The organism is Curtobacterium sp. ABR8, assembly GCF_057812125.1.
This window is the reverse complement of the sequence record NZ_CM173818.1, coordinates 518,230-541,010: the sequence shown is the minus strand read 5'-3', so window position 1 is coordinate 541,010 and position 22,781 is coordinate 518,230. Positions and strand designations below refer to the sequence as shown.

23 protein-coding genes are annotated in these 22,781 nt (G+C 70.3%); 8 read left to right on the top strand and 15 right to left on the bottom strand.

Going from position 1 to position 22,781, the window contains the following annotated elements; genetic code table 11:
- Window positions 1-5: 5 nt before the first annotated feature.
- The 10 genes from ACXKZB_RS02700 to ACXKZB_RS02655 form a co-directional block, all read right to left on the bottom strand.
- Entirely contained in the window at window positions 6-497 is a 492-nt protein-coding gene (locus tag ACXKZB_RS02700) for a VTT domain-containing protein (RefSeq protein WP_488824600.1), read from the bottom strand.
- A 43-nt stretch (window positions 498-540) separates the two neighbouring features.
- Window positions 541-1,572: a YihY/virulence factor BrkB family protein gene (locus ACXKZB_RS02695; protein WP_488824599.1), complete on the bottom strand. Its 1,032-nt coding sequence runs from the start codon at window positions 1,570-1,572 to the stop codon at window positions 541-543.
- A 4-nt stretch (window positions 1,573-1,576) separates the two neighbouring features.
- Complete coding sequence (locus ACXKZB_RS02690) at window positions 1,577-2,092, bottom strand: hypothetical protein (RefSeq protein WP_488824598.1); 516 nt, start codon at window positions 2,090-2,092, stop codon at window positions 1,577-1,579.
- 157 nt (window positions 2,093-2,249) lie between these two features.
- A complete protein-coding gene (locus ACXKZB_RS02685) occupies window positions 2,250-3,293 on the bottom strand; it encodes a Gfo/Idh/MocA family protein (protein ID WP_488824597.1) in 1,044 nt (347 codons plus the stop codon).
- Window positions 3,294-3,531: 238 nt separating this feature from the next.
- Window positions 3,532-4,458 carry a prenyltransferase gene (locus ACXKZB_RS02680; RefSeq protein WP_488824596.1) on the bottom strand — a complete coding sequence of 309 codons (927 nt, stop codon included), beginning with the start codon at window positions 4,456-4,458 and terminating at the stop codon, window positions 3,532-3,534.
- On the bottom strand, window positions 4,455-4,853 hold the full coding sequence (locus tag ACXKZB_RS02675; protein ID WP_185021237.1) for a lycopene cyclase domain-containing protein: 399 nt from the start codon (window positions 4,851-4,853) through the stop codon (window positions 4,455-4,457). Before ACXKZB_RS02675 ends, ACXKZB_RS02680 begins: the two co-directional genes overlap by 4 nt.
- Window positions 4,850-5,182: a lycopene cyclase domain-containing protein gene (locus tag ACXKZB_RS02670; protein WP_488824595.1), complete on the bottom strand. Its 333-nt coding sequence runs from the start codon at window positions 5,180-5,182 to the stop codon at window positions 4,850-4,852. Before ACXKZB_RS02670 ends, ACXKZB_RS02675 begins: the two co-directional genes overlap by 4 nt.
- Complete coding sequence (gene crtI, locus ACXKZB_RS02665) at window positions 5,182-6,822, bottom strand: phytoene desaturase family protein (RefSeq protein WP_260232925.1); 1,641 nt, start codon at window positions 6,820-6,822, stop codon at window positions 5,182-5,184. The genes ACXKZB_RS02670 and crtI overlap by 1 nt, the downstream gene beginning before the upstream one ends.
- On the bottom strand, window positions 6,819-7,757 hold the full coding sequence (locus ACXKZB_RS02660) for a phytoene/squalene synthase family protein (RefSeq protein ID WP_488824594.1): 939 nt from the start codon (window positions 7,755-7,757) through the stop codon (window positions 6,819-6,821). The genes crtI and ACXKZB_RS02660 overlap by 4 nt, the downstream gene beginning before the upstream one ends.
- Window positions 7,754-8,812: a polyprenyl synthetase family protein gene (locus ACXKZB_RS02655; RefSeq protein WP_488824593.1), complete on the bottom strand. Its 1,059-nt coding sequence runs from the start codon at window positions 8,810-8,812 to the stop codon at window positions 7,754-7,756. Before ACXKZB_RS02655 ends, ACXKZB_RS02660 begins: the two co-directional genes overlap by 4 nt.
- A 21-nt stretch (window positions 8,813-8,833) precedes the next feature.
- Between ACXKZB_RS02655 and idi the strand changes: the two genes are divergently transcribed.
- From idi to ACXKZB_RS02625, 6 genes are all read left to right on the top strand, one after another.
- Window positions 8,834-9,376 carry an isopentenyl-diphosphate Delta-isomerase gene (gene idi / locus ACXKZB_RS02650; protein WP_111085474.1) on the top strand — a complete coding sequence of 181 codons (543 nt, stop codon included), beginning with the start codon at window positions 8,834-8,836 and terminating at the stop codon, window positions 9,374-9,376.
- Window positions 9,377-9,646: 270 nt separating this feature from the next.
- Window positions 9,647-10,711, top strand: coding sequence for a magnesium and cobalt transport protein CorA (locus tag ACXKZB_RS02645; RefSeq protein WP_488824592.1), 1,065 nt, complete (start codon window positions 9,647-9,649; stop codon window positions 10,709-10,711).
- Between the two features lie 138 nt (window positions 10,712-10,849).
- The gene (locus tag ACXKZB_RS02640; protein WP_222659352.1) at window positions 10,850-11,869 is read left to right on the top strand and encodes a LacI family DNA-binding transcriptional regulator; all 1,020 of its coding nucleotides are present in this window, start codon (window positions 10,850-10,852) and stop codon (window positions 11,867-11,869) included.
- A gap of 367 nt (window positions 11,870-12,236) precedes the next feature.
- Complete coding sequence (mmsA, locus tag ACXKZB_RS02635) at window positions 12,237-13,760, top strand: multiple monosaccharide ABC transporter ATP-binding protein (RefSeq protein WP_181437544.1); 1,524 nt, start codon at window positions 12,237-12,239, stop codon at window positions 13,758-13,760.
- Complete coding sequence (gene mmsB, locus ACXKZB_RS02630; protein ID WP_123310575.1) at window positions 13,757-15,049, top strand: multiple monosaccharide ABC transporter permease; 1,293 nt, start codon at window positions 13,757-13,759, stop codon at window positions 15,047-15,049. The genes mmsA and mmsB overlap by 4 nt, the downstream gene beginning before the upstream one ends.
- 52 nt (window positions 15,050-15,101) lie before the next feature.
- Entirely contained in the window at window positions 15,102-16,205 is a 1,104-nt protein-coding gene (locus ACXKZB_RS02625; RefSeq protein WP_488824591.1) for a substrate-binding domain-containing protein, read from the top strand.
- A 163-nt stretch (window positions 16,206-16,368) separates the two neighbouring features.
- On the opposite strand, the gene ACXKZB_RS02620 is transcribed toward ACXKZB_RS02625, so the two are convergent.
- From ACXKZB_RS02620 to dcd, 3 genes are all read right to left on the bottom strand, one after another.
- Entirely contained in the window at window positions 16,369-16,716 is a 348-nt protein-coding gene (locus tag ACXKZB_RS02620; protein WP_488824590.1) for a HepT-like ribonuclease domain-containing protein, read from the bottom strand.
- Window positions 16,713-17,228, bottom strand: coding sequence for a helix-turn-helix domain-containing protein (locus ACXKZB_RS02615; RefSeq protein ID WP_488824589.1), 516 nt, complete (start codon window positions 17,226-17,228; stop codon window positions 16,713-16,715). The genes ACXKZB_RS02620 and ACXKZB_RS02615 overlap by 4 nt, the downstream gene beginning before the upstream one ends.
- A 122-nt stretch (window positions 17,229-17,350) precedes the next feature.
- Window positions 17,351-17,938: a dCTP deaminase gene (gene dcd / locus ACXKZB_RS02610; RefSeq protein ID WP_222659347.1), complete on the bottom strand. Its 588-nt coding sequence runs from the start codon at window positions 17,936-17,938 to the stop codon at window positions 17,351-17,353.
- Window positions 17,939-18,027: 89 nt separating this feature from the next.
- On the opposite strand from dcd, the gene ACXKZB_RS02605 reads away from it, so the two are divergent.
- Both ACXKZB_RS02605 and ACXKZB_RS02600 read left to right on the top strand, forming a co-directional pair.
- Complete coding sequence (locus tag ACXKZB_RS02605) at window positions 18,028-19,119, top strand: GNAT family N-acetyltransferase (protein WP_488824588.1); 1,092 nt, start codon at window positions 18,028-18,030, stop codon at window positions 19,117-19,119.
- A 51-nt stretch (window positions 19,120-19,170) separates the two neighbouring features.
- On the top strand, window positions 19,171-21,231 hold the full coding sequence (locus tag ACXKZB_RS02600; protein WP_488824587.1) for a bifunctional copper resistance protein CopD/cytochrome c oxidase assembly protein: 2,061 nt from the start codon (window positions 19,171-19,173) through the stop codon (window positions 21,229-21,231).
- Window positions 21,232-21,273: 42 nt separating this feature from the next.
- On the opposite strand, the gene ACXKZB_RS02595 is transcribed toward ACXKZB_RS02600, so the two are convergent.
- Both ACXKZB_RS02595 and ACXKZB_RS02590 read right to left on the bottom strand, forming a co-directional pair.
- Window positions 21,274-21,621, bottom strand: coding sequence for a hypothetical protein (locus ACXKZB_RS02595; RefSeq protein ID WP_123310590.1), 348 nt, complete (start codon window positions 21,619-21,621; stop codon window positions 21,274-21,276).
- Window positions 21,611-22,729: a DUF6177 family protein gene (locus ACXKZB_RS02590; RefSeq protein WP_488824586.1), complete on the bottom strand. Its 1,119-nt coding sequence runs from the start codon at window positions 22,727-22,729 to the stop codon at window positions 21,611-21,613. Before ACXKZB_RS02590 ends, ACXKZB_RS02595 begins: the two co-directional genes overlap by 11 nt.
- Window positions 22,730-22,781: the final 52 nt, after the last annotated feature.

Here is a 22,781-nt window from a genome sequence, read left to right as displayed (position 1 = left end):
CCAGCCTACGGAAGCCGGGCCGGGCCTCCCGTCCGCTTCCGCGATCTGTGGAGAACCGTCACCGCGACGACCGCCGCGACCACCAGGACGGCCACCGCTGCGATGCCCCACGGCGAACCGGCGAGCGCAGCGACGACCGCCCAGAACACCGCGAGCCCGACGGTCGCGTAGAGGAAGGCCCACGCGACGCAGCCCGGCAGCATCGCCATCGTGTACCGCCACCACGCCACCCGAGCCAGGCCAGCGGCGGCGTTCATCACCGTCTGCAGACCGACGACCACGAAGCTCACCGTCACCACGGGCAGTCCCCAGCGCTCGAGGAGCGTCGAGCCACGGCGGACCGCCGGCGAGTGCAGCCAGCCGCCCCAACGGGAGCGGGACGCCCCCGTCACCGCGAGTCGCGCCACCCAGTACGTGGCCTGCGCGCGGCAGAACACGATCACGAAGAGCGCGAGGACGAGCCACCGGAACGGCAGTCCCTCGAGGAAGGCGGGCACGCCTCGCACCGTAACGCCTCCGCCCGGAGGAACGCCTCAGCGGTCAGTCGCCGTCGGCGCCCTGCCGGATCCGGATCCCCTCGAGGACGTCCTGCGCGCGCTTCTCGTCCTGCTTCTCGATCTGGCGGGTATCGCGCTCGGGGAGCTGGATGTCCTCCTCGGCACGGATGCCCGCCTGCAGCTCGCGGCCGCGCTCGATCTCGGCGTCGAACTCGGCACCGAAGAGCAGCGCGTTGTTCGTGATCCAGATCCACAGCAGGAACACGATGACCCCACCGAGAGAACCGTAGGTGGCGTTGTAGTTCGAGAAGTTCCCGACGTAGAAGCCGAAGCCGACGCTCGCGATGATCCAGATGAGGAGCGCCAGGATCGACCCGCCGCTGACCCAGGTGAACTTCGGCTGCTTGACGTTCGGCGACCAGTAGTAGAGCACCGCGACCACGACGATCGCGATGATCAGCAGGATCGGCCACTGCACGATGAGGAGCACCGTCGCAGCGACGTCCCCGAGGCCGATGACGTCACCGAAGCTGCGGGCGAACGGACCGGAGACGAGCGTCAGCAGTCCGAGGACGAGCAGGATGACGGTCGCGAGCGTCACGCCGAGCATCGTCGGGCGGAGCTTCCAGATCGGACGACCCTCGCGGACGTTGTAGATGCGGTTCATCGCCCGGCCGAAGGCGCCGACGTAGCCGGAGGCCGACCAGAGGGCACCGACGAGACCGACGATGAACGTGACCGGGGCGGCGGGCGAGCGGACGAGTCCCTCGATCGGGTCCTGGAGCAGGTCCGCGACCTGGCCGCCGCCGACGTTGCGCACGACGTCCAGCAGCGACGTGATGGTGTCCGACGGGTTCGACACGAGACCGAGGATCGAGACGATCGCGAGCAGTCCGGGGAACAGCGCGAGGACCGTGTAGTACGTCAGGCCCGCTGCGAGGTCGGTGCACTGGTCGCTCGAGAACTCGCGCAACGTCTTCTTGAGCGTGTAGACGAGCGTCGGCTTCGTGAGGTCGGTGGGGTTGTCCGGCTTCCGGGAGTCGTCCGGGTCCGGCTTCTGCTGTTCCTGCGCCATCGGACTACCCCCGCGCCTTCAGGGCCTGCTTCGACCGCTTCACCGCTTGCTTGCGGTTCTTGTTCGCTCGTCGCTGCACCGCGCTGATGCCGACCTGCTGCTTGACCCGGGCCTTGTGCGCCGGATCGCGTTCGAGCGCCTCCTCGGCAGCCTTCGCGCGGGCCTTGCGGCCCTTGCGGCCGGACTGCGCCTGCTCCATGGCGGAGGGGGCGTCGCCGCGCGCGCCGAAGGGCAGCAGCGCGGTGAAGGCCGAACTCGCCGGCGGCGCGGCCAAGTGCCCAGCGGGGCGGTTCCGCAGCGCGATGCCGAGGACGATCGCCGCGACACCGGTCAGCCCGGTGATGCCCATCGCGACGAGCGGGGTCGGGTCACGGTGCCAGCGCTGGCGGGTCTTCGCAGCGGCGAGACGTGCCCGCGCGGGGAGGTTCGCACGGCGCTTGAGTTCGGTGACGGTGTCGGTCATGCGCTCACGCGTGCGGACGTTCGCGAGTTCGAGCTCGGGGAGACTGTCCTTGGCCATTCCCCAGTTTCTACACGTCCGCGCCGGGGGCGCGCCCAGATGGCCGCGGCGCGGTCACGCGGGCCGTGTCGTGAGAGCGGCAGTGGGCGCGACCCCACGGCGGACGGGAGGCCCGGTGCGGGCCCGCCACGGGCCTCCCGTCCGTCAGCCGGTGCGTTCAGGACGGGACGACGACGTCCTCTGGCTGGCCGCTGGCCGCCGAGCGAGTGGCGGCCTCCATCAGCGCGAGGCTGCGCAGGTTGTCGCGGCCGCTCGTCGCCGGTGCGGGACCACCCTCGACCGAGCGCGCGAATGCCTGCAGCCCGCCCTGGCGGTCGGTGTGCTCGAGCACGGGCAGCTCGACGGGCTCGGCCTCGTCGTCCTGCGTCCGGCGGAGGGTGACGACGTCGCCGTCGATCGCGTTCGGCGCACCGTCGCGGCTGGTGAACCAGAGCTCGCCGTCCTCGCCCTGGATGCTCCACTCGCCGGCCCACGCCGTGCGGGGCCCACGGCTCAGCCAGCTGCCGCGGTAGCTGACCACCAGGCCGCCGTCGAGCTCGATGATCATCGAGGCGATGGCTTCGTCCTGGTACTTGCTGTACGACGGGAAGGTCGCCTTGGCGAAGACCCGGACGGCCTCCTGCCCGGTGACCATCCGGAGCAGGTCGAAGTGGTGGATGGCCATGTCGTTGATCATGGCGTGGGGGAACCGGTAGTGCGGGTGCTCCTCGAACGCCAGGTCGTTGTCCCACTGCCGGAAGTCGATGTTGATCGCGGAGATCTCGCCGACCACGTCCGCCTCGAGCATCTCCTGGACCGCGCGAGGGGCCGGGTACCAGCGGTAGTTCTGGCTGACCTGCAGCACGAGGCCGAGTTCCTCGGCACGGCGCACGGCGGTGACGGCCTCGTCCGTGGTGTTGGCGAAGGGCTTCTCGACGAGGACGTGCTTGCCGGCGTCCAGGGCCTCGAGCGCGAGCGGCACGTGCGTGACCGCGGGCGCGGTGATGACGACGGCGTCGGCCTCGACCCCGGCGAGTGCCTCGGTCAGGGACGCGAACGCTGCGGACTCCGGCAGCCCGAGGTCCTGCTGCACGGCGGTCAGTGTCGCCGGCACCGGGTCGACGAGCCCGACCACCTCTACTTCGGCTACCTCTGGGATGGCGGTGCGGGCCCAGTTGCCGCCCCACCCTCCGAGACCGACGTGGATGATCCGGACCGTCATGCGTGCACTCCTTCGTGGCTGCCGCGTCACGACTCCCGTGGCGCGTCCGTCCAGTCTGTCAGTGCTGCGTGCGGCGGGCGCTGTCAGTGCTGCGCGCGGCGGGCGCTGTCAGTGCTGCGCGCGGCGGGCGTCGAGGTTCCACGACATGCCGTGTGCGAGGCGCCGAGGTTCCACGGAGCGCGACGGGCGACGTCGAGATGCCGAGATTTCGGAACCTCGACGGGGCGACCGGGCGAGCTCAGTGCGCGAAGGCGTAGGCGATGAGGGCCATCGTCACGATGAACCCCGCCAGGTAGTTGATCCAGAGGAACCGCTTCCACCCGGCGTTCGCAGCCTCGGCGCCCTGGTCCGTGATGTTCCACCACGGCAGCACGTTGAGCGCGTACGGGATCACGACGACGGCGGCGATCGGCCCGGGGAACGCCGAGAACAGCAGCGCGACGCCGGCGACCAGGTACGCGACGAACGCGAGGCGCACGGTCGCCCGCGCACCGATGACGGTCGCGACGGAGCCGATGCCGCCGGCCCGGTCGGCGAGGACGTCCTGCACGGCGCCGAACGCGTGCGAGGCCACACCCCACAGGAAGAACGCGATGCACACGGCGACGAGCTCACCGGTCCAGTGCGGTCCGGCGAGCGCCAGGCCGTAGATCGCGGGCGAGACGAAGTGCGTCGACGAGGTCAGCGAGTCGAGGAACGGCTTCTCCTTGAACCGCAGCCCCGGCGCCGAGTACGCGATGACCGCGAACACGCTGATCGCGAGGACGAGCCACGACCACGGCCCGTTCCCGCTCACCGCTCCGAGCACGACGAGCGCGACCAGGAACGGCACGTTCGTGACGACGACGGCCCAGAGGGTGGTGCGGTGGACGCTCTTGTCGAGCAGGGCACCCTCGACGCCGCCCTTGCGCGGGTTGCGCAGGTCGGACTCGTAGTCGAAGACGTCGTTGATGCCGTACATCGCCAGGTTGTAGGGCACCAGGAAGTACACGACGCCGACCAGGAACGCGACGAGCGAGAACCCGCCGCCGCCCTCGACGCCGACCCCGCTGCCGAGCAGGTAGGCGGCACCGAACGGGTAGGCGGTGTTCACCCAGCTGATCGGTCGGGACGACACGAACAGGGCGCGCAGGGTCGACGGCCTGGAGGCGGTGGTGGCGTTCACTTCGTGTCCTCCGGTGGTGCGGTGGTCGGGTCGGGCGCGGGGCGCGCGCCGGTCCGGTCGAACAGGACCCACAGGCTGGGCAGCAGGACGATCGCCGCCATCGCGTAGGCGAGGTCCTCGACCGGGATCGCGCCGATCTTCGCCCCGCTGATGAGCGACGGGTCGTAGGCGACGATGCGCAGGGTCACGATGACGTTGTCGAACACGATCGTCATCACGAGCAGGGCGATGCCCGCGATCACCGACGTGAGCACCGCGACCCGGCGCCCGACCGCAGGCCGCCGGCCCGCCGCTCGGGCCCGGCGAGCGGCGACGACACCGGCGAGCACGGCCACGACGGCCGTGACGCCGAAGAACGGCAGGGCGAGGAGCGCGTACGCCCCGGTGCCGTTCACGCGCGCCGCCGATCGGTCGCGCGCTGCACGAGGGGCCGGACGAAGCCGACCAGGTCCATCGTCGAGTAGCAGAGCAGCAGCAGGAAGAAGAGTTCCTCGAGTGGCACCTCGGGCGCCAGGAGGACCCCGGTCAGCAGGTTCTGCGGGCCGATGAAGAAGATGCCGAACGCGACACCGGCGACGTCCCACACCATGAAGAAGGCGACGCCGACGACCATCACGGCCGCAGCACGCCACGGTGCCCGCCAGAAGAACAGCCGGAAGCGGGCGTCGAGCACGGTCATCCCGACCAGCGAGACGACCAGGCCGGCGAGGTACACCCCGGGCATCAGACGGTGCCGGCCCGGTTCCGCGGGGTGCCGAGCGGGGTGGGCAGCGGTTCGGTGCTCGTGTCGCCGTGGATCCGCTTGAGCAGGACCTCGGCGCTGATCAGGCACATCGGCAGGCCGATGCCCGGGATCGTGGACGCCCCGGCGTAGTACAGCCCCTCGACCTTGGCCGAGGCGTTCTTCTCGCGGAAGAACGCGCTCTGCTTCAGTGTGTGCGCGGGGCCGAGCATCGACCCGTTCCACGCGTTGAGGTCGTCGGCGAAGTCGCGCGGACCGATCGTCCGACGGACCCGGATGCGGTCCCGCAGGTCGGGGACGCCCGAACGCTCGGCGACGACGTCGATGGCGCGGTCGGCGATCTGCTCGACCTCGAAGTCGCCGGCGCCGTCGATCCCGCCCTTGCCGATGGACAGGTCGGCGGGCAGCGGCACCAGGATGAACAGGTTGCTCGAGCCGCGGGGCGCGACGGACGGGTCCGTCTCCGAGGGCGCGCAGACGTAGATCGACGCGGGGTCCGGCACGTGCCGGTCCTTGCCGAAGATCGCGCCGAAGTTCGCCTTCCAGTCCTCGGTGAAGACGAGCGTGTGGTGCAGCAGGCCGGGGGTCGGGCCGTCGATGCCGAGGTACACGAGCACCGCGCTCGGCCCGGGGTCGCGGGTCTTCCAGTGCTCGGCGCCGTGGGTGCGGTGCTCGCGGTCGAGCAGCTGCATCTCGGTGTGCTGCAGGTCCGCGGCGCTCACGACCAGGTCGGCCGGGGCGGTGTGCTGGACGCCGTCGCGGTCGCGGTGGACGACGCCGGTGGCGACGCCGTCCTCGACGACGATCCGCTCGACCTTCGCACCGGCGATGATCTTCGCGCCCTCGGCGCGGGCCACCCGTTCGACCGCCGCGATCACCTCGGTGATGCCGCCCTTCGGGTAGAGCACCCCGTCGGCGAGGTCGAGGTGGCTCATCAGGTGGTACATGCTCGGAGCGGCGTACGGGCTCGTGCCCAGGAACACCGCCGGGTAGCCGAGGATCTGCCAGAGTCGCCGGTCCTTGACCGCCGAGGCGGCACGGGACGACAGCGGCTGCAGCAGGAGCCGTGCGAGCTTCGGCAGACGACGGAGCACGTCGGGCGCGGCGAGCTTCGTGAGGTCCTGGAACGTCGTGTACAGGAACCGCCGGATCGCCATCGCGTAGGTGTCCTCGGCCGAGGCGAGGTACTTCCGGATGCGCTTGCCGGCTCCGGGCTCGACGGACTCGAACAGCGCGATGTTCGCCTCGGCGTCGGCCCGCAGGTCGATCGGCTCGTCGTTGCCCTCGCTGTACACGCGGTAGCCGGGGTCGAGCTTCACCAGGTCGAGTTCGGCGTCGGCCGAGGTGCCGAGCAGCTGGAAGAAGTGGTCGAACACCTCGGGCATGAGGTACCACGACGGCCCGGTGTCGAACCGGAAGCCGTCACGCTCCCACGAACCGGCACGGCCGCCGAGCTGGGAGCGCTGCTCGAGCACGGTCACGGCGAAGCCGTCCCGCGCGAGCAGCGCGGCGGACGCCAGTCCGCTGATGCCGCCGCCGATGACGACGGCGCGCCGCGCCGGTACCTTGCGCCGGGTGGTCGAGGCGGCGGCCTCCGGACGGGAGGCGCGGGGCGGGGTCATGACGAGCCTCCTGGCTGACGGGTGGCCGCCTTCGACCGCACGGGGGCGCGTCCGGCGAGCACCTGTGCGGCCAGGCGGGCCTTGACCGGGTTCGGGACGCGCACGCGCGTCGTCACCAGACGCGTCGCCGGCGTGCGCGCGATGCGGTCGTTGAGTTCCTGGAACAGGGCGTGTGCGAGCCCGACGGCGCCCCGCGCGTCGGACGGCAGCAGGCGGATCGTCCGGGCCGCGTGGTCGAGGTCGGCCTGCACGTCGGCGACCAGCCGGTCCTTCGTGGCCTCGTCGAACGAGCGGATGTCGATCCCCGGGAAGTAGGAGCGACCGAGCACCTCGAAGTCGGCGTGCAGGTCCCGCAGGAAGTTCACCTTCTGGAACGCGGCGCCGAGCGCACGGGCTCCCGCGACCAGTTCTGCCTGGTCGAAGGTCGGTCGGCCGGCGCGGTGGACGAAGGCCCGCAGGCACATCAGCCCCACGACCTCGGCCGAGCCGTACACGTAGGCGTCGAACGAGGCGTCGTCGTGCTCGGTGCGCTCCAGGTCCATCCGCATCGACGCGAAGAACGGCTTCGTGAGCTCCGCGCCGAAGCCCGTGACCCGCGCGGTCCGGGCGAACGCGTGCACGACGGGGTTCACCGAGAAGCCGAGGGCGATCGCGCGCTCGGTGTCGGCCTCGAGCTCGTCGAGGACCGTCCGCGCCAGGTCGGGGTCGAGACCCGCCTCGGTCGCGGGACCGTCGACGACCTCGTCGGCGACCCGCACCAGCGCGTAGACGTTCCGGATGTGCTCTCGGGCGTCCTTGGCGAGCAACCGGCTCGCGAGACCGAACGACGTCGAGTAGCGGTCGATGACGACGCTCGACGCGGCCTCGGCCGTGGCGTCGTACAGGGGCAGCCGACCGGACGGCGCGCTGCCGGTCCGGGTGGTCTCGGTCGTCACCGGGCGCGCTCCACGAGTTCGGTCACGAGGCCCTCCAGGCGGTCGGCGAGGTCGTACGGCAGTCCGGAGAGCTCGGCACGGGCGAGTGCGACGTGGTCGGCGATCCGGGACTCGGCTGCGGCTCGGGCGCCGCAGGTGACCAGGGTCGCACGGAGTTCGGCCGCGCGTTCCTCGGTCAGGTCCGGGTCGCCCAGGTAGGGAGCGATGTCCGGCCAGCAGTCCGTCGTCGCCGCGTACGCGATGAGCATGGTCCGCTTGCCCTCGCGCAGGTCCCCCAGCACGCTCTTGCCGGTGGTCGTCTCGTCGCCGAACACCCCGAGCAGGTCGTCGACGATCTGGTACGCGATGCCGATCTCGCGGCCGAAGGCGCCGAGCGCGGTGACGACCGGCTCGGGCGCGCCGGCGAGCACGGCCCCGGACTGCAGCGGCGCCTCGAACGAGTACACGCTGGTCTTCGCACGCTCCATCGCCAGGACCTCGTCCACCGTCGGCATCACGCCGAGGGCCAGGTCGACGTCGGTCATCTCGCCGGCGGCGCTGGCGAACACGGCTTCGTCCAGCAGCTCCAGCAGGCGACCACGACGCTCCCCCGTCACCCCCGCGGACTCGATGAACCGCGGTGCGCCGGAGAGTGCGAGGTCGCCCGCGATCACGGCGGCGCTCATGCCCCGGTGCTCGGCGGTGGGGAGCGGCAGACCGCCGGTCGTGCCGGCGTCGCGGTAGGACCCGGCGACGTTCGGCTGGCCGCGGCGGGCCCAGTCGCGGTCGATGACGTCGTCGTGCACCACGAGCGCGGTGTGCAGGAGCTCGTAGGCGGCGGCGACGTGCGCAGCGGCGTGCACGTCGTCCCCACCGAGGCCGAGGTACGCGGTCAGGACCATGCGGGGCCGGAAGCGCTTGCCGCCCATGCTCGCCTTGCGGAGCACCCGCCAGAGCTCCTCGGACGGACGGCCGTAGCGCGCGGCACGAGCCGAGGAAACGACGAAGAAGCGCTCGAGACAGTCGTCGACGAGCGCGAGGTCGATGTGCGCCACGGTGGCCGCTTCCTCGCTCATTGGCCTAACCTATCGGTGCAGATGAGCGCTTTCCCGGAAACCGTGGTCCTGCTGGCCGACGACCGTACCCCGATCGGCACAGCGGACAAGTTCACGGTGCACACAGACCACACGCCCCTCCACCTGGCCTTCTCGTGCCACGTCCGGAACACCGACGGGGACGTGCTGGTGACCCGTCGCGCCCTGTCGAAGAAGACGTGGCCCGGTGTCTGGACGAACACGTTCTGCGGGCACCCCGGCCCCGACGAGTCCTTCGAGGACGCCATCGCCCGCCGTGCCTCGCGCGAACTGGGCATCACCGTGCGCGACGTCGAACTCGTGCTGCCCGACTTCCGGTACCGCGCCGTCGACGCCTCCGGCATCGTCGAGAACGAGGTCTGCCCGGTGTTCCGCGCCGTCACCGACGACCTGCCCGCCCCCGCCGACGACGAGGTCGCCGAGTACGCGTGGGTCTCCGAGGACTCCCTGCGGGCCGCCGTCGCCGGTGCGCCGTTCGGGTGGAGCCCCTGGCTGGGCTGGCAGCTCACCGAACTCGAAGCCGCCGGTCTGCACATCACACGCTGACCCGGGCGCACGCGCACCCGTCCACCCTCTGGTTGTCGGGGCGGGTCGACGGGCGTAGGCTCGACGGTCGGCAGTGCTCCGGCGCCGCCGCACGACGAACGAACGACGCAGACGAGAAGGGCAGGTGAGGCGCGATGTCGGGTGACCATCCTCGCGCGGGCCGGCAGCCCCTCCCCCTCGCCGCCGCGCCCGTGTCCTAGATCTCCTCCGCCCGCCGCGGTCCGCCGCGGCATCGCGCCTGCCTGCTCCCCGACCACGAGGAGCACGCGCATGGCAATGATCGACAACGCGATCTACGTCGAAGGACGTCGCGTGGAGTCGCCCTCGACCCTGGCACTCGGCGCCCGGCACCAGGTCCCCCGCTGCGACCTGGCGTGGATCGGGCTGCTCCGCCCCGACCCGGAGGAACTCGACGCCGTCGCGACCGAGTTCGACCTGCACGAGAACGCCGTCGAGGACGCCCGCAAGGGGCACCAGCGCGCGAAGCTCGAGCGGTACGGCGACACCCTGTTCCTGGTGCTCCGGCCGGCCTGGTTCGACCAGTCCGAGGGCACCGTCGAGTTCGGCGAGGTGCACCTGTTCGTCGGCGACCGTTTCGTGGTGAGCGTCCGGCACGCCGAGCGCCCCGACCTCGCGGCGCTCCGCGCGCAGGTCGAGGCCGACCCCGAGTTCCTGGCGCTGGGGTCGGAGGCCGTGACCGCCGCGGTGCTCGACGAAGTCGTGGACGGCTACGCGCCGGTCGTCGAGGTCCTGCAGGACGGGATCGACGCCATCGAGGACCAGCTCTTCGCCGGACAGGTGGACCCGGGTGTCTCGAAGCGGATCTACCAGCTGCTCAGCGAGGTGCTCTCGTTCCAACGCGCCACGAAGCCGGTGCCGGCGATGGTGAAGGGCTTGCTGCGCGGGGCCGACAAGTACGGCGTCGACGACGAGGTGCAGCACCGCCTGCGGAACGTGCTGGACCACGCCCTGCGCGTGACGGAGCGGGTCGACTCGTTCCGGTCCCTGCTCGAGAACGCCCTGACGCTGCACGCGACCCTGGTGTCGCAGGAGCAGAACGAGGCCATGCGCCGGATGACCAGCGCCAGCCTGGCCCAGGGCGAGGAGAGCCGGCAGCTCGCCCGCGCCGCACACCGGCAGGGCGAGGAGGTGAAGAAGATCTCGTCGTGGGCGGCGATCCTGTTCGCGCCCGGACTCATCGCCGGCGTCTACGGGATGAACTTCGACCACATGCCGGAACTGCACTGGCGGTACGGCTACCCGGTCGCGATCCTCGGCATGCTCGCGCTGATGGGCGTGCTCTGGGCGATCTTCCGCAAGCGCAACTGGCTCTGACGCGCCGCGAGGGCGCAGCGAGACCGCGCCCTCGCGGACGTTCAGGTGGCGTCGATCCGCCGGGCGTGCATAATGATCTGGCCCGGAATGTGAACGTGCACATCGATGTGCCACGGCCCCGGGCGGAAACGAGCAGCAATGGCGTCATCGCGGGCACAGCAACCGCGTTCGCCCAGCATCCGTGACGTCGCACGGATCGCGGGCGTCTCCCACCAGACCGTCTCGCGGGTGCTGAACAACTCCGACGCCATCCGCGACGCCACGCGCGACAAGGTCCTGGCGGCGATGGAACAGCTGCAGTACCGGCCGAACCGTGCGGCGCGGGCCCTCGTGACGAGCCGGACCCACACGATCGGCGTCCTCACCGCTCGCCGTGCCCACTACGGCCCGGCGGTCGCACTGCAGGCGATCGAGGACGCGGCCATGCTCCGCGGGTACTCGGTGACGACGGCGAACATCGCCGAGGCGACCGACACCGCCGTGCGCGAGGGGCTCGGGCACCTGCTCGACCTCGACGTCGAGGGCATCGTCGTCATCGCGCCCCAACAGCGGGTGTTCGACCTGATCGAGGAACTGGGCATCCGCACGCCGTACGTCACCATGCGGGCCAGCGTCGGCGAGGACCCGACGGCCCTGTGGGTCGACCAGATGGAGGGCGCGCGGCTCGCGACCGAGCACCTGCTCGACCTGGGCCACGAGTACGTCCGGCACATCGCGGGCCCGCAGGACTGGATCGAGGCGGACGCCCGCATGCAGGGGTTCCTGCGCGCCATGTCCGACCGCGACATGCCCGTCGTCCCGCCGATCCTCGGCGACTGGACGGCGGACTTCGGCTACCACGCCGGCCGCGAACTCCTGCGGTGGCGGGACTGCACGGCGGTCTTCTGCTCGAACGACCAGATGGCGCTGGGCGTCATGCACGCGGCACGCTCGTACGGGCTCGACGTGCCCGGTGACCTGTCGGTGGTCGGCTACGACGACATCCCCGAGGCGAAGCACTTCTGGCCGCCGCTCACCACGGTGCAGGTCGACTTCGCGGAGCTCGGACGACGGTGCGTGGACCTGCTCCTGCCGGGCGACGACGAGCTGCTCCGCCCGATCGACATCGTCCCGCAGCTCGTCGTGCGTGCGTCCACGGGAGCCCCGCGCGGCCGGTGACCCGACCGGTGGAACGTGCGGGACTCCGCACGATCACCCCAACGCGGGGGACGTGATCGGCCTGCTTCCGCCAGATCACGCAGGCCGTTACGAAAACGCGACCAATCCGAATTGACAGCCGCACCGGGGACGTGCGTAAATTACCTCCGTCCAGCCGATGTGACCGTTCACATGAGCGTCACACGAGCAGGACACCGGACGCGACAACGAAGTCCACGCAGGCCACCTGCGCCCATTCGCTGCCGCAGCAGAACCACCCGAACAACTGCCGCATCGCAGCGGCAGAAGGAGATGCACTGTGGCGTCACACCCGATCGACACCGGACTCGAGACCCGGTCGATCACCGCACCCGAGACCATCCTCGAGATGCGCTCGATCACCAAGGAGTTCCCTGGTGTGAAGGCGCTCTCCGACGTCTCCCTGAGCGTCCGCGCCGGCGAGATCCACGCGATCTGCGGCGAGAACGGCGCCGGCAAGTCGACCCTGATGAAGGTCCTCTCGGGCGTCTACCCCTACGGCACCTACAGCGGCGAGATCGTCTACGAGGGCGAAGAAGTCCGCTTCTCGAACATCAAGCAGTCCGAGCAGGCCGGCATCGTCATCATCCACCAGGAGCTGGCGCTCATCCCGGAGCTCTCGATCACCGAGAACCTGTTCCTCGGCAACGAGCCCGGCCGCTTCGGGCGGATCGACTGGACCGCCGCGCAGCTCCGTGCGCAGGACCTGCTCGCCCGCGTCGGCCTGGCCGACGACCCGGACACGCAGATCAAGAACCTCGGTGTCGGCAAGCAGCAGCTCGTCGAGATCGCGAAGGCTCTGCACAAGGACGTCAAGCTCCTCATCCTCGACGAGCCGACCGCCGCGCTCAACGAGAACGACTCGCAGCACCTGCTCGACCTGATCGTCGGGCTGAAGGCCAAGGGCATCGCGAGCATCATCATCAGCCACAAGCTCAACGAGATCGAGCAGATCGCCGACGAGATCACGATCATCCGCGACGGCAAGGCCATCGAGACGCTCAACGTCAAGGCGGACGGCGTCAACGAGGACCGCATCATCCGCGGCATGGTCGGCCGCTCGCTCGAGAGCCGGTTCCCGGACCGCACTCCGAAGATCGGCGAGACCTTCTTCGAGGTCCGCAACTGGACCGTGCAGCACCCGCTCGACTCGTCACGTCTGGTCTGCAAGGGCTCGAACTTCCACGTCCGCCGCGGTGAGATCGTCGGCTTCGCGGGCCTGATGGGCGCCGGACGCACCGAGCTCGCGATGAGCCTGTTCGGTCGCTCGTACGGCACCTGGCTCGACGGCCAGATCATCAAGGACGGCCGCGAGATCAAGGTCACGAACGTCCAGCAGGCGATCGAGAACGGCCTCGGCTACGTCTCCGAGGACCGCAAGGCGCTCGGCCTGAACCTGCTCGACACGGTGAAGCGTTCGACGGTCGCCGCCGACCTGAAGAAGATCTCGAAGGTCGGCGTCGTCGACTCGCTCGAGGAGTACTCCGTCGCCGAGAAGTACCGCAAGATGCTCCGCACCAAGGTGCCGAGCGTCGAGGACAACGTCGGCAAGCTGTCCGGTGGCAACCAGCAGAAGGTCGTCCTGTCCAAGTGGATGTTCACCGACCCGGACATCCTGATCCTCGACGAACCCACCCGCGGCATCGACGTGGGCGCGAAGTTCGAGATCTACGGCATCATCCAGCAGCTCGCGGCCGAGGGGAAGGGCATCATCCTCATCTCGTCCGAGCTCCCCGAACTCCTCGGTCTCTCCGACCGGATCTACACCATCTTCGAGGGCCAGATCACCGCTGACCTCCCGGCCGACCAGGCCGATCCCGAATCGCTCATGCGCAGCATGACCTCCGCGCGGAAGGGCGCCACCGCCTCATGAACAACCTGAAACTGCTCTTCGGCAAGGGCAACAGCATCGGCCAGTACGGCATGATCATCGCCCTCATCGTGCTGTTGGTCTTCTTCTCGGTCACGACGAACGGGCTCATCCTCGAGCCGACCAACGTCATCAACCTGTTCCTGCAGTACTCGTACATCCTGATCCTGGCGCTCGGCATGGTCATGGTCATCATCGCGGGGCACATCGACCTGTCGGTGGGTTCGGTCGCAGCGGTCGTCGGCATCGTCGTGGCGCAGTCCATGGCCGTGTGGGACTTCCCGGTGTGGGCCGCCATCATCCTGGGGCTCGCGTGCGGTGCCCTGATCGGTGCGTGGCAGGGCTTCTGGGTGGCGTTCGTGAAGGTCCCGGCCTTCATCGTGACGCTGGCCGGTCAGCTCATCTTCCGTGGTGTGAACCAGATCATCGGCAACTCGACGTCGGTCCCCGTCCCGGACGCCTTCACCCCGATCGGTGCCGGGTTCCTCGGTGACTTCGGCCCCGACTTCGGCTTCAGCAACGGCACGCTCCTCATCGGCCTCGTCACGATCCTCGCGCTCATCATCATCGAGGCCCGAGGCCGTGCCCGCCGCCGGAAGATGCAGGCCGAGGTCCCGCCGCTGTGGGTCTCGATCGTCCGCACCGGCATCCTGGTCGCCGTCACGCTCGTCGCCACGTACCTGTTCGGCGCCGGCCCGGTCGGCACCTCGGTCCCGATCGTCGCGATCATCCTCGGTGTCCTGACCATCATCTACGGCTTCGTCACGAAGAACACGATCTTCGGTCGCCAGGTCTACGCCGTCGGTGGCAACGCCAACGCCGCCGTCCTGTCCGGCGTCTCGGCGCGACGGGTCAACTTCTTCGTCATGATGAACATGTCGATCCTCGCCGCGATCGCGGGCATGGTGTTCGTCGCCTACTCCGGCGCCTCGGGCCCCGCGGACGGCACCGGCTGGGAGCTCGACGCGATCGCCGCCGTGTTCGTCGGTGGTGCTGCGGTCGCCGGTGGCGTCGGCACGATCTCGGGCTCGATCATCGGTGGTCTCGTCATGGCGCTGCTGTCGAACGGTCTGCAGCTCATGGGCCTCGAGTCCAACCAGGTGCAGATCATCCGCGGTCTGGTCCTCCTCGTGGCCGTCGCCTTCGACGTCTACTCGAAGTCGCAGGGTCGTCCGTCCCTGATCGGCGGCATGCTGCGGCAGTTCCAGCGGAAGGACACCGAGCAGAACACGGTGGCCGCCCAGCAGCCGCGGTCCATCGAGGACCAGCCGGACAAGATCACCCTCCCCTAGTCCAACCCTTCCCCTCACAGCACCACCACCTCAACGAAGAGAAAGCAATCTCATGCGCAAGAAGCTCATCGCCGGCATCGGTCTGGCACTCGTCGCGGGCCTGGCCCTCAGCGGCTGCTCGGCACGCGGCTCGTCCGACGACGCCGGCAGCACCAGCACCATCAAGAAGGGCGACCTCATCGGCGTCGCCCTGCCGGCCAAGACCTCGCAGAACTGGGTCCTCGCGGGTGCAGCCTTCAAGAAGTCCATCGAGGACGCGGGCTTCAAGGCCGACATCCAGTACGCCAACGCCGGCAACCCCGTCCCGGACCAGCAGTCGCAGATCTCGGGCATGATCACCAAGGGCGCCAAGGCCGTCATCATCGGTGCCGCCGACGGTTCGCAGCTGACCGCGCAGGTCAAGTCCGCCAAGGACCGTGGCGCCGTCGTCATCGCCTGGGACCGCAACATCCTGAACACGAAGAACGTCGACTACTACGTGGCGTTCAACAACTTCAAGGTCGGCCAGCTCCAGGCCGAGGCGCTGCTCAAGGGCCTCGAGGAGAAGAAGGGCGACAAGCCGTACAACGTCGAGCTCTTCGCCGGTTCGCCGGACGACGCCAACGCGACCGTGTTCTTCAACGGTGCGATGGACGTCCTGCAGCCGAAGATCGACGACGGCACGATCAAGGTCGTCTCCGGCCAGACCACGTTCCAGAAGGTCGTCACGCAGGGCTGGCTCGCGCAGAAGGCCCAGTCGCGCATGACCGACCTGCTCTCGCAGTACTACACGGGTGACACCGAGCTCGACGGCGTCCTGTCGCCGAACGACACCCTCGCCCGTGCGATCCTCACCGCGACCAAGGCCGCCGGCAAGGACAACCCCGTCGTGACGGGCCAGGACTCGGAGACCGCGTCCATCCCGCTCATCATGAAGGGCACGCAGTACTCGACGATCTTCAAGGACACGTCGAAGGAGGCCCAGGCGGCCGTCGACCTCGTCTCCACGCTGTCGAAGGGCGACAAGCCCGACACGACGATGGACAAGACGAACAACTACAACGGCAAGAAGACGGTCCCCGCGATCGAGCTCACGCCGGTCCTGGTCACCAAGGACAACGCCGTCGAGGCCTACAAGGGCAACGACACCCTCGAGGAGCTCGCCAAGAAGGGCTGATCTCCCCAGCACCACGGACGGCCCCGTCTCGCCTCGGCGAGACGGGGCCGTCCTGCGTCGTCCGGAGGCCGGCCACACGGCGGACGGGAGGCCCGGCGCACGTCGTGATCCGTGCCTCCCGTCCGCCGTGCACGCGCGTCCAGGGCCGACGCGACCCGCCGGGTCAGGGCCGCGTCGCGCGCAACCGACGCGCCGCCTCGGCCAGGTGCGGCACGTCGGTGTGGGCGGTGCCGAACACCACAGCGCGGGTGGTGTCGAAGTAGCGCCGGGTCAGGCGTTCGCCGAGGTCGGACACCCGCGCCCACGGGATGTCCGGCTCGCTCGCGGTGAGGGTGCTCGGCAGGACGCGGACCGCCTCGCCGATCTCGACCAGCCGCATCCGGACGGCGTCGTGCACCAGGTCCTCCGGCAGGCGTGCGTCCCCGACGTAGCGCCGGATCGCCTCGCACGCGTCGATGACGTCGTCGAGTCGGTCCCGGACAAGGCGGTGCGTCGTCGGGTCCTGGCTCACAGCGGCACCGCGCGGCGGACGACCTCGGGGCTCATGCCGGCGGCGTCCACGACGTCGACGCGCACGCCGAGCAGCCGTTCGGCGGCGTCCTGGATCCGCATCAGCGCGAAGATGCCGAGGCCCGCGTCCACGTCGATCATCAGGTCGACGTCGCTGCCCGGGCCGTCCTCACCGCGAGCGACGCTGCCGAAGAGGCGCGGGTTCCGGCCGCCGAGCCGCTCGACGACGGCGATCAGGTCCTGTCGTGCGGCGGCGACGCGGTCCCGCAGGGGCGGTGGGTCCTCGACCGGCAGCAGGTCGATCGACGTGGTGAAGCCCGCGGCCCGGAGCATGCGCTGGAGCGCGGCGAGCGAGGGTTCGCGTCGGCCGTTCTCGTACGTGCTGATGACGCTCTGCGTGACACCGGCCCGACGGGCGAGCTGCACCTGCGTGAGCTCGGCGCGTTCACGGGCGTCGCGGATGAGCGCGGCCGCCGACACCGTCGGCACCGGGTGTGGAGGGACTGCGGACATGCTGCAACGATACACAGAATGCGACATTTCGTCCGCTGGATGACGTGGAGTCGACGACCCGGAACGACGTGGTCGACGTCGTGCGACGTCGAAGGAGTCGTCCCGGGTCGGCCGAATCGCGGTCAGGAACGCGCTGAGACGTCCGCGCGGTGGAAGTTCTGCGCCGAACGCGACGGCGTCGGGCCGCGCTGGCCCTGGTACCGCGACTGGTACTCGGCCGAGCCGTACGGCTTGTCGGCCGGGCTGGACAGCTGGAAGAAGCAGAGCTGCCCGATCTTCATGCCGGGCCAGAGCTTGATCGGCAGCGTCGCGACGTTCGAGAGCTCGAGCGTGACGTGGCCGGAGAACCCCGGGTCGATGAACCCGGCGGTCGAGTGGGTCAGCAGCCCGAGGCGGCCGAGCGAGCTCTTGCCCTCGAGACGCGCGGCGATGTCATCGGGGAGCGTGACGACCTCGTACGTCGAGCCGAGCACGAACTCGCCGGGGTGCAGCACGAAGGCTTCGTCCGGGTCGGTCTCGACCAGCCGGGTCAGGTCGGGCTGGTCGACCGCCGGGTCGATGTGCGGGTACTTGTGGTTGTCGAACAGCCGGAAGAACTTGTCGAGCCGGACGTCGATGCTCGACGGCTGGACGAGCGAGGCGTCGTGGGGGTCGAGACCGATCCGGCCCTCGGCGAGCTGGGCGGTGATGTCGCGATCGGAGAGCAGCACGCCGTGCAGCCTAGCGGCAGCGGACCCCCGCCGATATGCTGCGAGGCTGTCCGGGGCCGGACGGCGTCACACCGCCGGGAGGAACCGACATGACCGCCTACACGGTCCACGAACTCGTGGTCCCCGCCACGATGGACGACGACCCGGGGACCGTGCAGGCGTTCCGCGAGTGGGTCGACGTGCAGAACCGCGCCGAGGTGTCGATCACCGGACTGCCGGAGCTGCTCTGGACGCCCGAGGAACAACTGCCGTACCTGATCGACCCCGACGCACCCAGCCGACTGTTCCTGGTCCGGGACGACGAGGGAACCGCGGTGGGGGCCGGCTCGTACGACTCGAAGGCCACCGCGGACGCCCCGAACTGCTGGCTCGCGGTCAGCGTCGCGCCCGAGCACCGACGCCGGGGCATCGGCACGCTCCTGGCCGAGCACGTCGAGGACGTCGCTCGGCAGCAGGGTCGCACGCAGTGGAAGACGTACGCCGTCTCCCGGCACGTCGGGGCGGCGTCCGGCCCCGGGTACCTCCGTGCTCCCACCGGGTACGGCGCCGTGCCCGAGGACGAGCCGGGGGTCCGGTTCCTGACGGGCCGGGGTTGGCGGTTCGGCCAGGTGAACCGGATCAGCCGACTGGAGCTGCCCGCCGCCCCTGCTGCCCTCGGCGACATCCGCGCCGCGGCGACGCGGGCAGCGGCCGACCGGTACCGCGTGCACAGCTGGGCCGGGCCGACGCCGCTCCGGTGGCAGACGGACGTCGCGCTCCTCCTGACCCGGATGAGCACCGACGCCCCGTCCGGTGACATGGCCGAGCCCGAGGACGCCTGGACGGTCGACCGGCTCCGGACGCACGAGCAGCACCTCGACGACGGCCCGCGCACGATGCGCACCGTCGCCGTCGAGGACGTGTCGTCCGGCTCACTGGTCGGCTTCACCCAGCTCGCCGTCCCCGGGCCCGTCGTCCAGCCGGTGATGCAGGGCGACACCCTGGTGCTGCGCGAGCACCGCGGCCACCGGCTCGGGTGGCTGCTCAAGGTCGTCGGGATCGAGACGGTCGAACGCGACCACCCGGGGCACCCCTCGATCATCACGTTCAACGCGGAGGAGAACCGCCCGATGCTCGACGTGAACGAGGCCGTCGGGTTCGTCGGCGTCGGCAGCGAGGGGATCTGGGAACGGCGGGACTGAGGGCGCATCCGAGGGCTGCTTGCCAGCAGACGCGCCTACCATTGGACGGTCATGACCGTCACGTCACCCGAAACCCAGCAACCGGGACCCGCGCCGGAATCCGCGCCCGTCACCGCGCGCACGTCCACCGTCGCGACCGTGCTGGTCGTCGCGATCCCGCTCGCCGTCGCGTGCTCGCTCCTCGGGCTGACGGTCACCGGGGCGTTCACCGCGAACCAGCAGCTGGTGTCCGCCGGTGACGTCGTCGAGTACGGCCTGCCGATCGCCCGCGTGGTGCACGACACGATGGCGGCCCTGACGGTCGGCCTGCTCATCGTCGCCGCGTTCGCGCTGCCGGCGCAGAAGAAGGACCACCGGGCACTCTCGAGCGTGCAGCACCGCGCCACGCGCTGGGCGGCGGCGACGGGATCGGTCTGGTTCCTCGCGGCTGCCGTCACCGTCGTGCTGACCGGCGCCAACACCCTCGGCGTCCCGCTCACCAGTCCGGTGTTCGCCCGCAACTTCATGCTGTTCGCGTTCCAGGTCGAGATCGGTCAGGCGCTCGTGGTCTCGGCGGCGGCGATCCTCATCGCGACCGTGATCGCCGCGTTCGCCACCCGGGTCACGACGCTCGCCGTCGCCACGGTGTTCGGCGTCTTCGCACTGCTCCCCCTGGCGCTGTCCGGCCACGCCGCCGGTTCGCTCGAGCACGCCAACGCGGTGAACTCGCTCGCGATCCACCTGATCGGGGTGTGCGTCTGGGCCGGTGGGCTCGTCGCCGTGGTGCTGCTGCGCACCCGCACGAAGGGCGCGACCGGACGGGTGGTCTCCCGCTACTCGACGTTGGCCGGCTGGTCGTTCGGGGCCGTCGCGTTCTCCGGCATCGTCAACGCCTCGCTGCGGCTGACCGGTCCGCTCGACCTCGTCACGACGCCCTACGGGGCACTCATCACGGTCAAGGCGACCATCCTCGTGCTGCTCGGGATCGCCGGCGTCGTGCAGCGCCGCAAGCTCGTGCCCGGGCTGCTCCGCGCGCCGCTCGACCGTCGCCGGTTCACCCGGTTCGCGCTGGCCGAGATCGTCTTCATGGCCGTCGCGATCGGTGTCTCGGTCGCCGTCTCGCGCTCCCAGCCACCGATCCCGCAGACGCCCGAGACCGGCGAGGACACCCGCTCCGGCCTGATCGGGTTCCCGTTCCCGCCGGCGCAGACGATGCAGACCTACCTGACGCAGTGGCACATCGACTGGGTGTGGCTCGGGCTCGCCGTCGTCGGGGCCGTCTGGTACCTGCTCGCCGTGCGGAAGCTCCGGAAGCGCGGCGACAAGTGGCCCGTCGGGCGCACCATCGCATGGGTCATCGGATGCGCCCTGTTCATCTGGACCACCTCGGCCGGCCCGGCCGTGTACGGCATGATCCACTTCTCGTCGCACATGGTCCAGCACATGCTGCTCATGATGTTCGTGCCGCTGCCGCTCGTGCTCGGCGGTCCGGTGCTCCTCGCAATGCGCACCCTGCCGGTCCGGAACGACGGCTCCCGCGGGGCCCGCGAGTGGCTCATGCTCTTCGTGCACTCGCGGTACATGCAGTTCATGGGGAAGCCCGCCGTCGCCGGTGTCGTCTTCGCCGGGTCGCTCGTGGTGTTCTACTTCACGCCGGCGTACCAGGCGGCGATGCAGTCGCACGAGTGGCACGTGGCGATGGTCGTCCACTTCGTGTTGAGCGGCTACCTGTTCTTCTGGGTGTTCGTCGGCGTCGACCCGGGGCCGAAGCGTCCGCCGTACCCGATCCTGATCATCGCGCTGCTCGCGACGCTGGCCTTCCACGCGTTCTTCGGGGTCGCCGTGATGACCTCGCAGTCGGTGTTCGCGATCGACTGGTTCCACGCCCTCGGCCAGACGAACGACGCGGCGCTGCTCGACGACCAGCACACCGGCGGCGGCATCGCCTGGGGCGCCTCCGAGCTGCCCATGGTCTTCGTGGCGCTGCTCGTGGTGCGGAACTGGATCCGGACGGACAAGCGTGATGCGAAGCGGCTCGACCGCAAGGCCGAACGCGACGGCGACGCCGACCTGAAGGCGTACAACGAACGCCTGGCGGCGATCAACGCGTCGGACACCGCGCGCCGCGACTGAGGCGCATCCGGCACCGCGGACCCGCCGACCGCGACGACTCGGTCAGTCGCCGTGGACGATGCAGACCGCGTCGAGGTCCAGAGCAGCCTCGAGCGCAGCCGAGATCCCGGACTCGCCGTCGGAGCCCGCAGGGGTGACGGTGTCCACCCACCACAGCGGCGTCGCGATCGTGGGGGCATCCGGCAGGATCCGCTCGACCTCGTCGAACGAGTCCACCCGCCGCACCCCGAGCACCGTGATCACCGGGTGGGTGGCGTCGCGGCAGACCTGCAGCATCGGGCCGTCGTCGAGGGCGCGGACACCCCAGGACTCGTCGTGCAGGAGCAGCGCCTCGGCGACCTCCCGCGTCTCGACCGGTCGACGGCAGAGCATGGTGACGTCACGGGGCACCGTGACCGCCCGTCACCCGAGCGTCCCGCACGTGTCCGTCGAGCGTGCCCTCGTCGTGGGCGGGATCGAGCGGTGCTCCGCCGACGAGCTGCAGGAAGCGGTCCTCGTCGATGCGGTCGAGGAAGGACTCGAGGGCCTCCCAACCGTCCTCGAACCGGACGATCATGCCGCCGTCGGTGCTGTCCGTGTCGCCGTCCTCGCTCCGGTCGCCGTCGGCCCCGGACCGGGTGCCGAACGTCGCCGTCGTGGTGCGCGGCGGCGGCCAGACCCCGTCGCGGTCGAGGAACTCGGACGCTTCGGGCCCGATGACCACGGCGAGCGGCGACGGCTCGCCGTGCGACACCGCGCGGACCAGGTGGTCGGCGTCCCCGCGGCGCTGCATGACCACGCCGAAGACCGGCACCACCTGGTCAGCGACCTGCTGGACGGCGTCGAACAGGCGGTTCGCGAGCTCCGGATCGGTGTTCTCCTCGGGCACGGTGAGCACGGCGGACATCGTCTCGACGACCACGCCACCGACCAGGTGAGCGGTCATCGTGGCGGAGAAGCCCTCACCCACCGCGTACGACGTCGACACCCCGGGGGCCTCGTGCTTGGCGTACTGCGTGACGACCCAGCGGTCCCACGGCACGGTGAGTGGTTCGGCGGTGCCCCAGCGGGTGGGGCAGGTCCCCACGGTGTGGCACAGGGCCTCGATCGCGGATCCCATGTCCACGGCGCGCTGGGCGTGGTGGCGGAGGGTCAGGTCGATGCTGATCTGGCGGACGGAGTCCGCCGAGACGGGGTGCTCGGGCGACGGTGTGCCGACGAGTTCGGGGCCGCGGTGCACGAAGTCCTCGATGCCCGAGGCGGCGACGCCCGTCCGGCCGTCCCGCAGGGTCCCGTCGAAGTCGGCGACGGCCCACGCGGCACCGTACGCGCCGAGGGCATGCCGGAGCGCGGGGGTGATCGCGGATTCCCGTCCGGTCCGCAGCACGACCGTGCGGCCGGCGTCCGCCGACCGACGGAGCAGTGAGGCGAGCGCGTCGGTCAGCCACACGACCGGCGAGGCGGACTCGACCACGATGGCGGGACCGACCACGTCGTCGATGAGGGGATGCCTGACCATCCGGTCCTCCTCGGGTTCTTCGGCGCTGGAACTCCCTGGACGGTACACACGA

Excerpts from the sequence above, each read along its gene's own strand:
- ACXKZB_RS02695 (WP_488824599.1), bottom strand. The coding sequence starts at position 1,572 with ATGGCGCAGGAACAGCAGAAGCCGGACCCGGACGACTCCCGGAAGCCG.
- ACXKZB_RS02690 (WP_488824598.1), bottom strand. The coding sequence starts at position 2,092 with ATGGCCAAGGACAGTCTCCCCGAGCTCGAACTCGCGAACGTCCGCACG.
- ACXKZB_RS02685 (WP_488824597.1), bottom strand. The coding sequence starts at position 3,293 with ATGACGGTCCGGATCATCCACGTCGGTCTCGGAGGGTGGGGCGGCAAC.
- ACXKZB_RS02670 (WP_488824595.1), bottom strand. The coding sequence starts at position 5,182 with ATGCCCGGGGTGTACCTCGCCGGCCTGGTCGTCTCGCTGGTCGGGATG.
- crtI (WP_260232925.1), bottom strand. The coding sequence starts at position 6,822 with ATGACCCCGCCCCGCGCCTCCCGTCCGGAGGCCGCCGCCTCGACCACC.
- ACXKZB_RS02655 (WP_488824593.1), bottom strand. The coding sequence starts at position 8,812 with ATGAGCGAGGAAGCGGCCACCGTGGCGCACATCGACCTCGCGCTCGTC.
- idi (WP_111085474.1), top strand. The coding sequence starts at position 8,834 with ATGAGCGCTTTCCCGGAAACCGTGGTCCTGCTGGCCGACGACCGTACC.
- ACXKZB_RS02645 (WP_488824592.1), top strand. The coding sequence starts at position 9,647 with ATGGCAATGATCGACAACGCGATCTACGTCGAAGGACGTCGCGTGGAG.
- ACXKZB_RS02640 (WP_222659352.1), top strand. The coding sequence starts at position 10,850 with ATGGCGTCATCGCGGGCACAGCAACCGCGTTCGCCCAGCATCCGTGAC.
- mmsA (WP_181437544.1), top strand. The coding sequence starts at position 12,237 with ATGCGCTCGATCACCAAGGAGTTCCCTGGTGTGAAGGCGCTCTCCGAC.
- mmsB (WP_123310575.1), top strand. The coding sequence starts at position 13,757 with ATGAACAACCTGAAACTGCTCTTCGGCAAGGGCAACAGCATCGGCCAG.
- ACXKZB_RS02625 (WP_488824591.1), top strand. The coding sequence starts at position 15,102 with ATGCGCAAGAAGCTCATCGCCGGCATCGGTCTGGCACTCGTCGCGGGC.
- ACXKZB_RS02615 (WP_488824589.1), bottom strand. The coding sequence starts at position 17,228 with ATGTCCGCAGTCCCTCCACACCCGGTGCCGACGGTGTCGGCGGCCGCG.
- ACXKZB_RS02605 (WP_488824588.1), top strand. The coding sequence starts at position 18,028 with ATGACCGCCTACACGGTCCACGAACTCGTGGTCCCCGCCACGATGGAC.
- ACXKZB_RS02600 (WP_488824587.1), top strand. The coding sequence starts at position 19,171 with ATGACCGTCACGTCACCCGAAACCCAGCAACCGGGACCCGCGCCGGAA.
- ACXKZB_RS02590 (WP_488824586.1), bottom strand. The coding sequence starts at position 22,729 with ATGGTCAGGCATCCCCTCATCGACGACGTGGTCGGTCCCGCCATCGTG.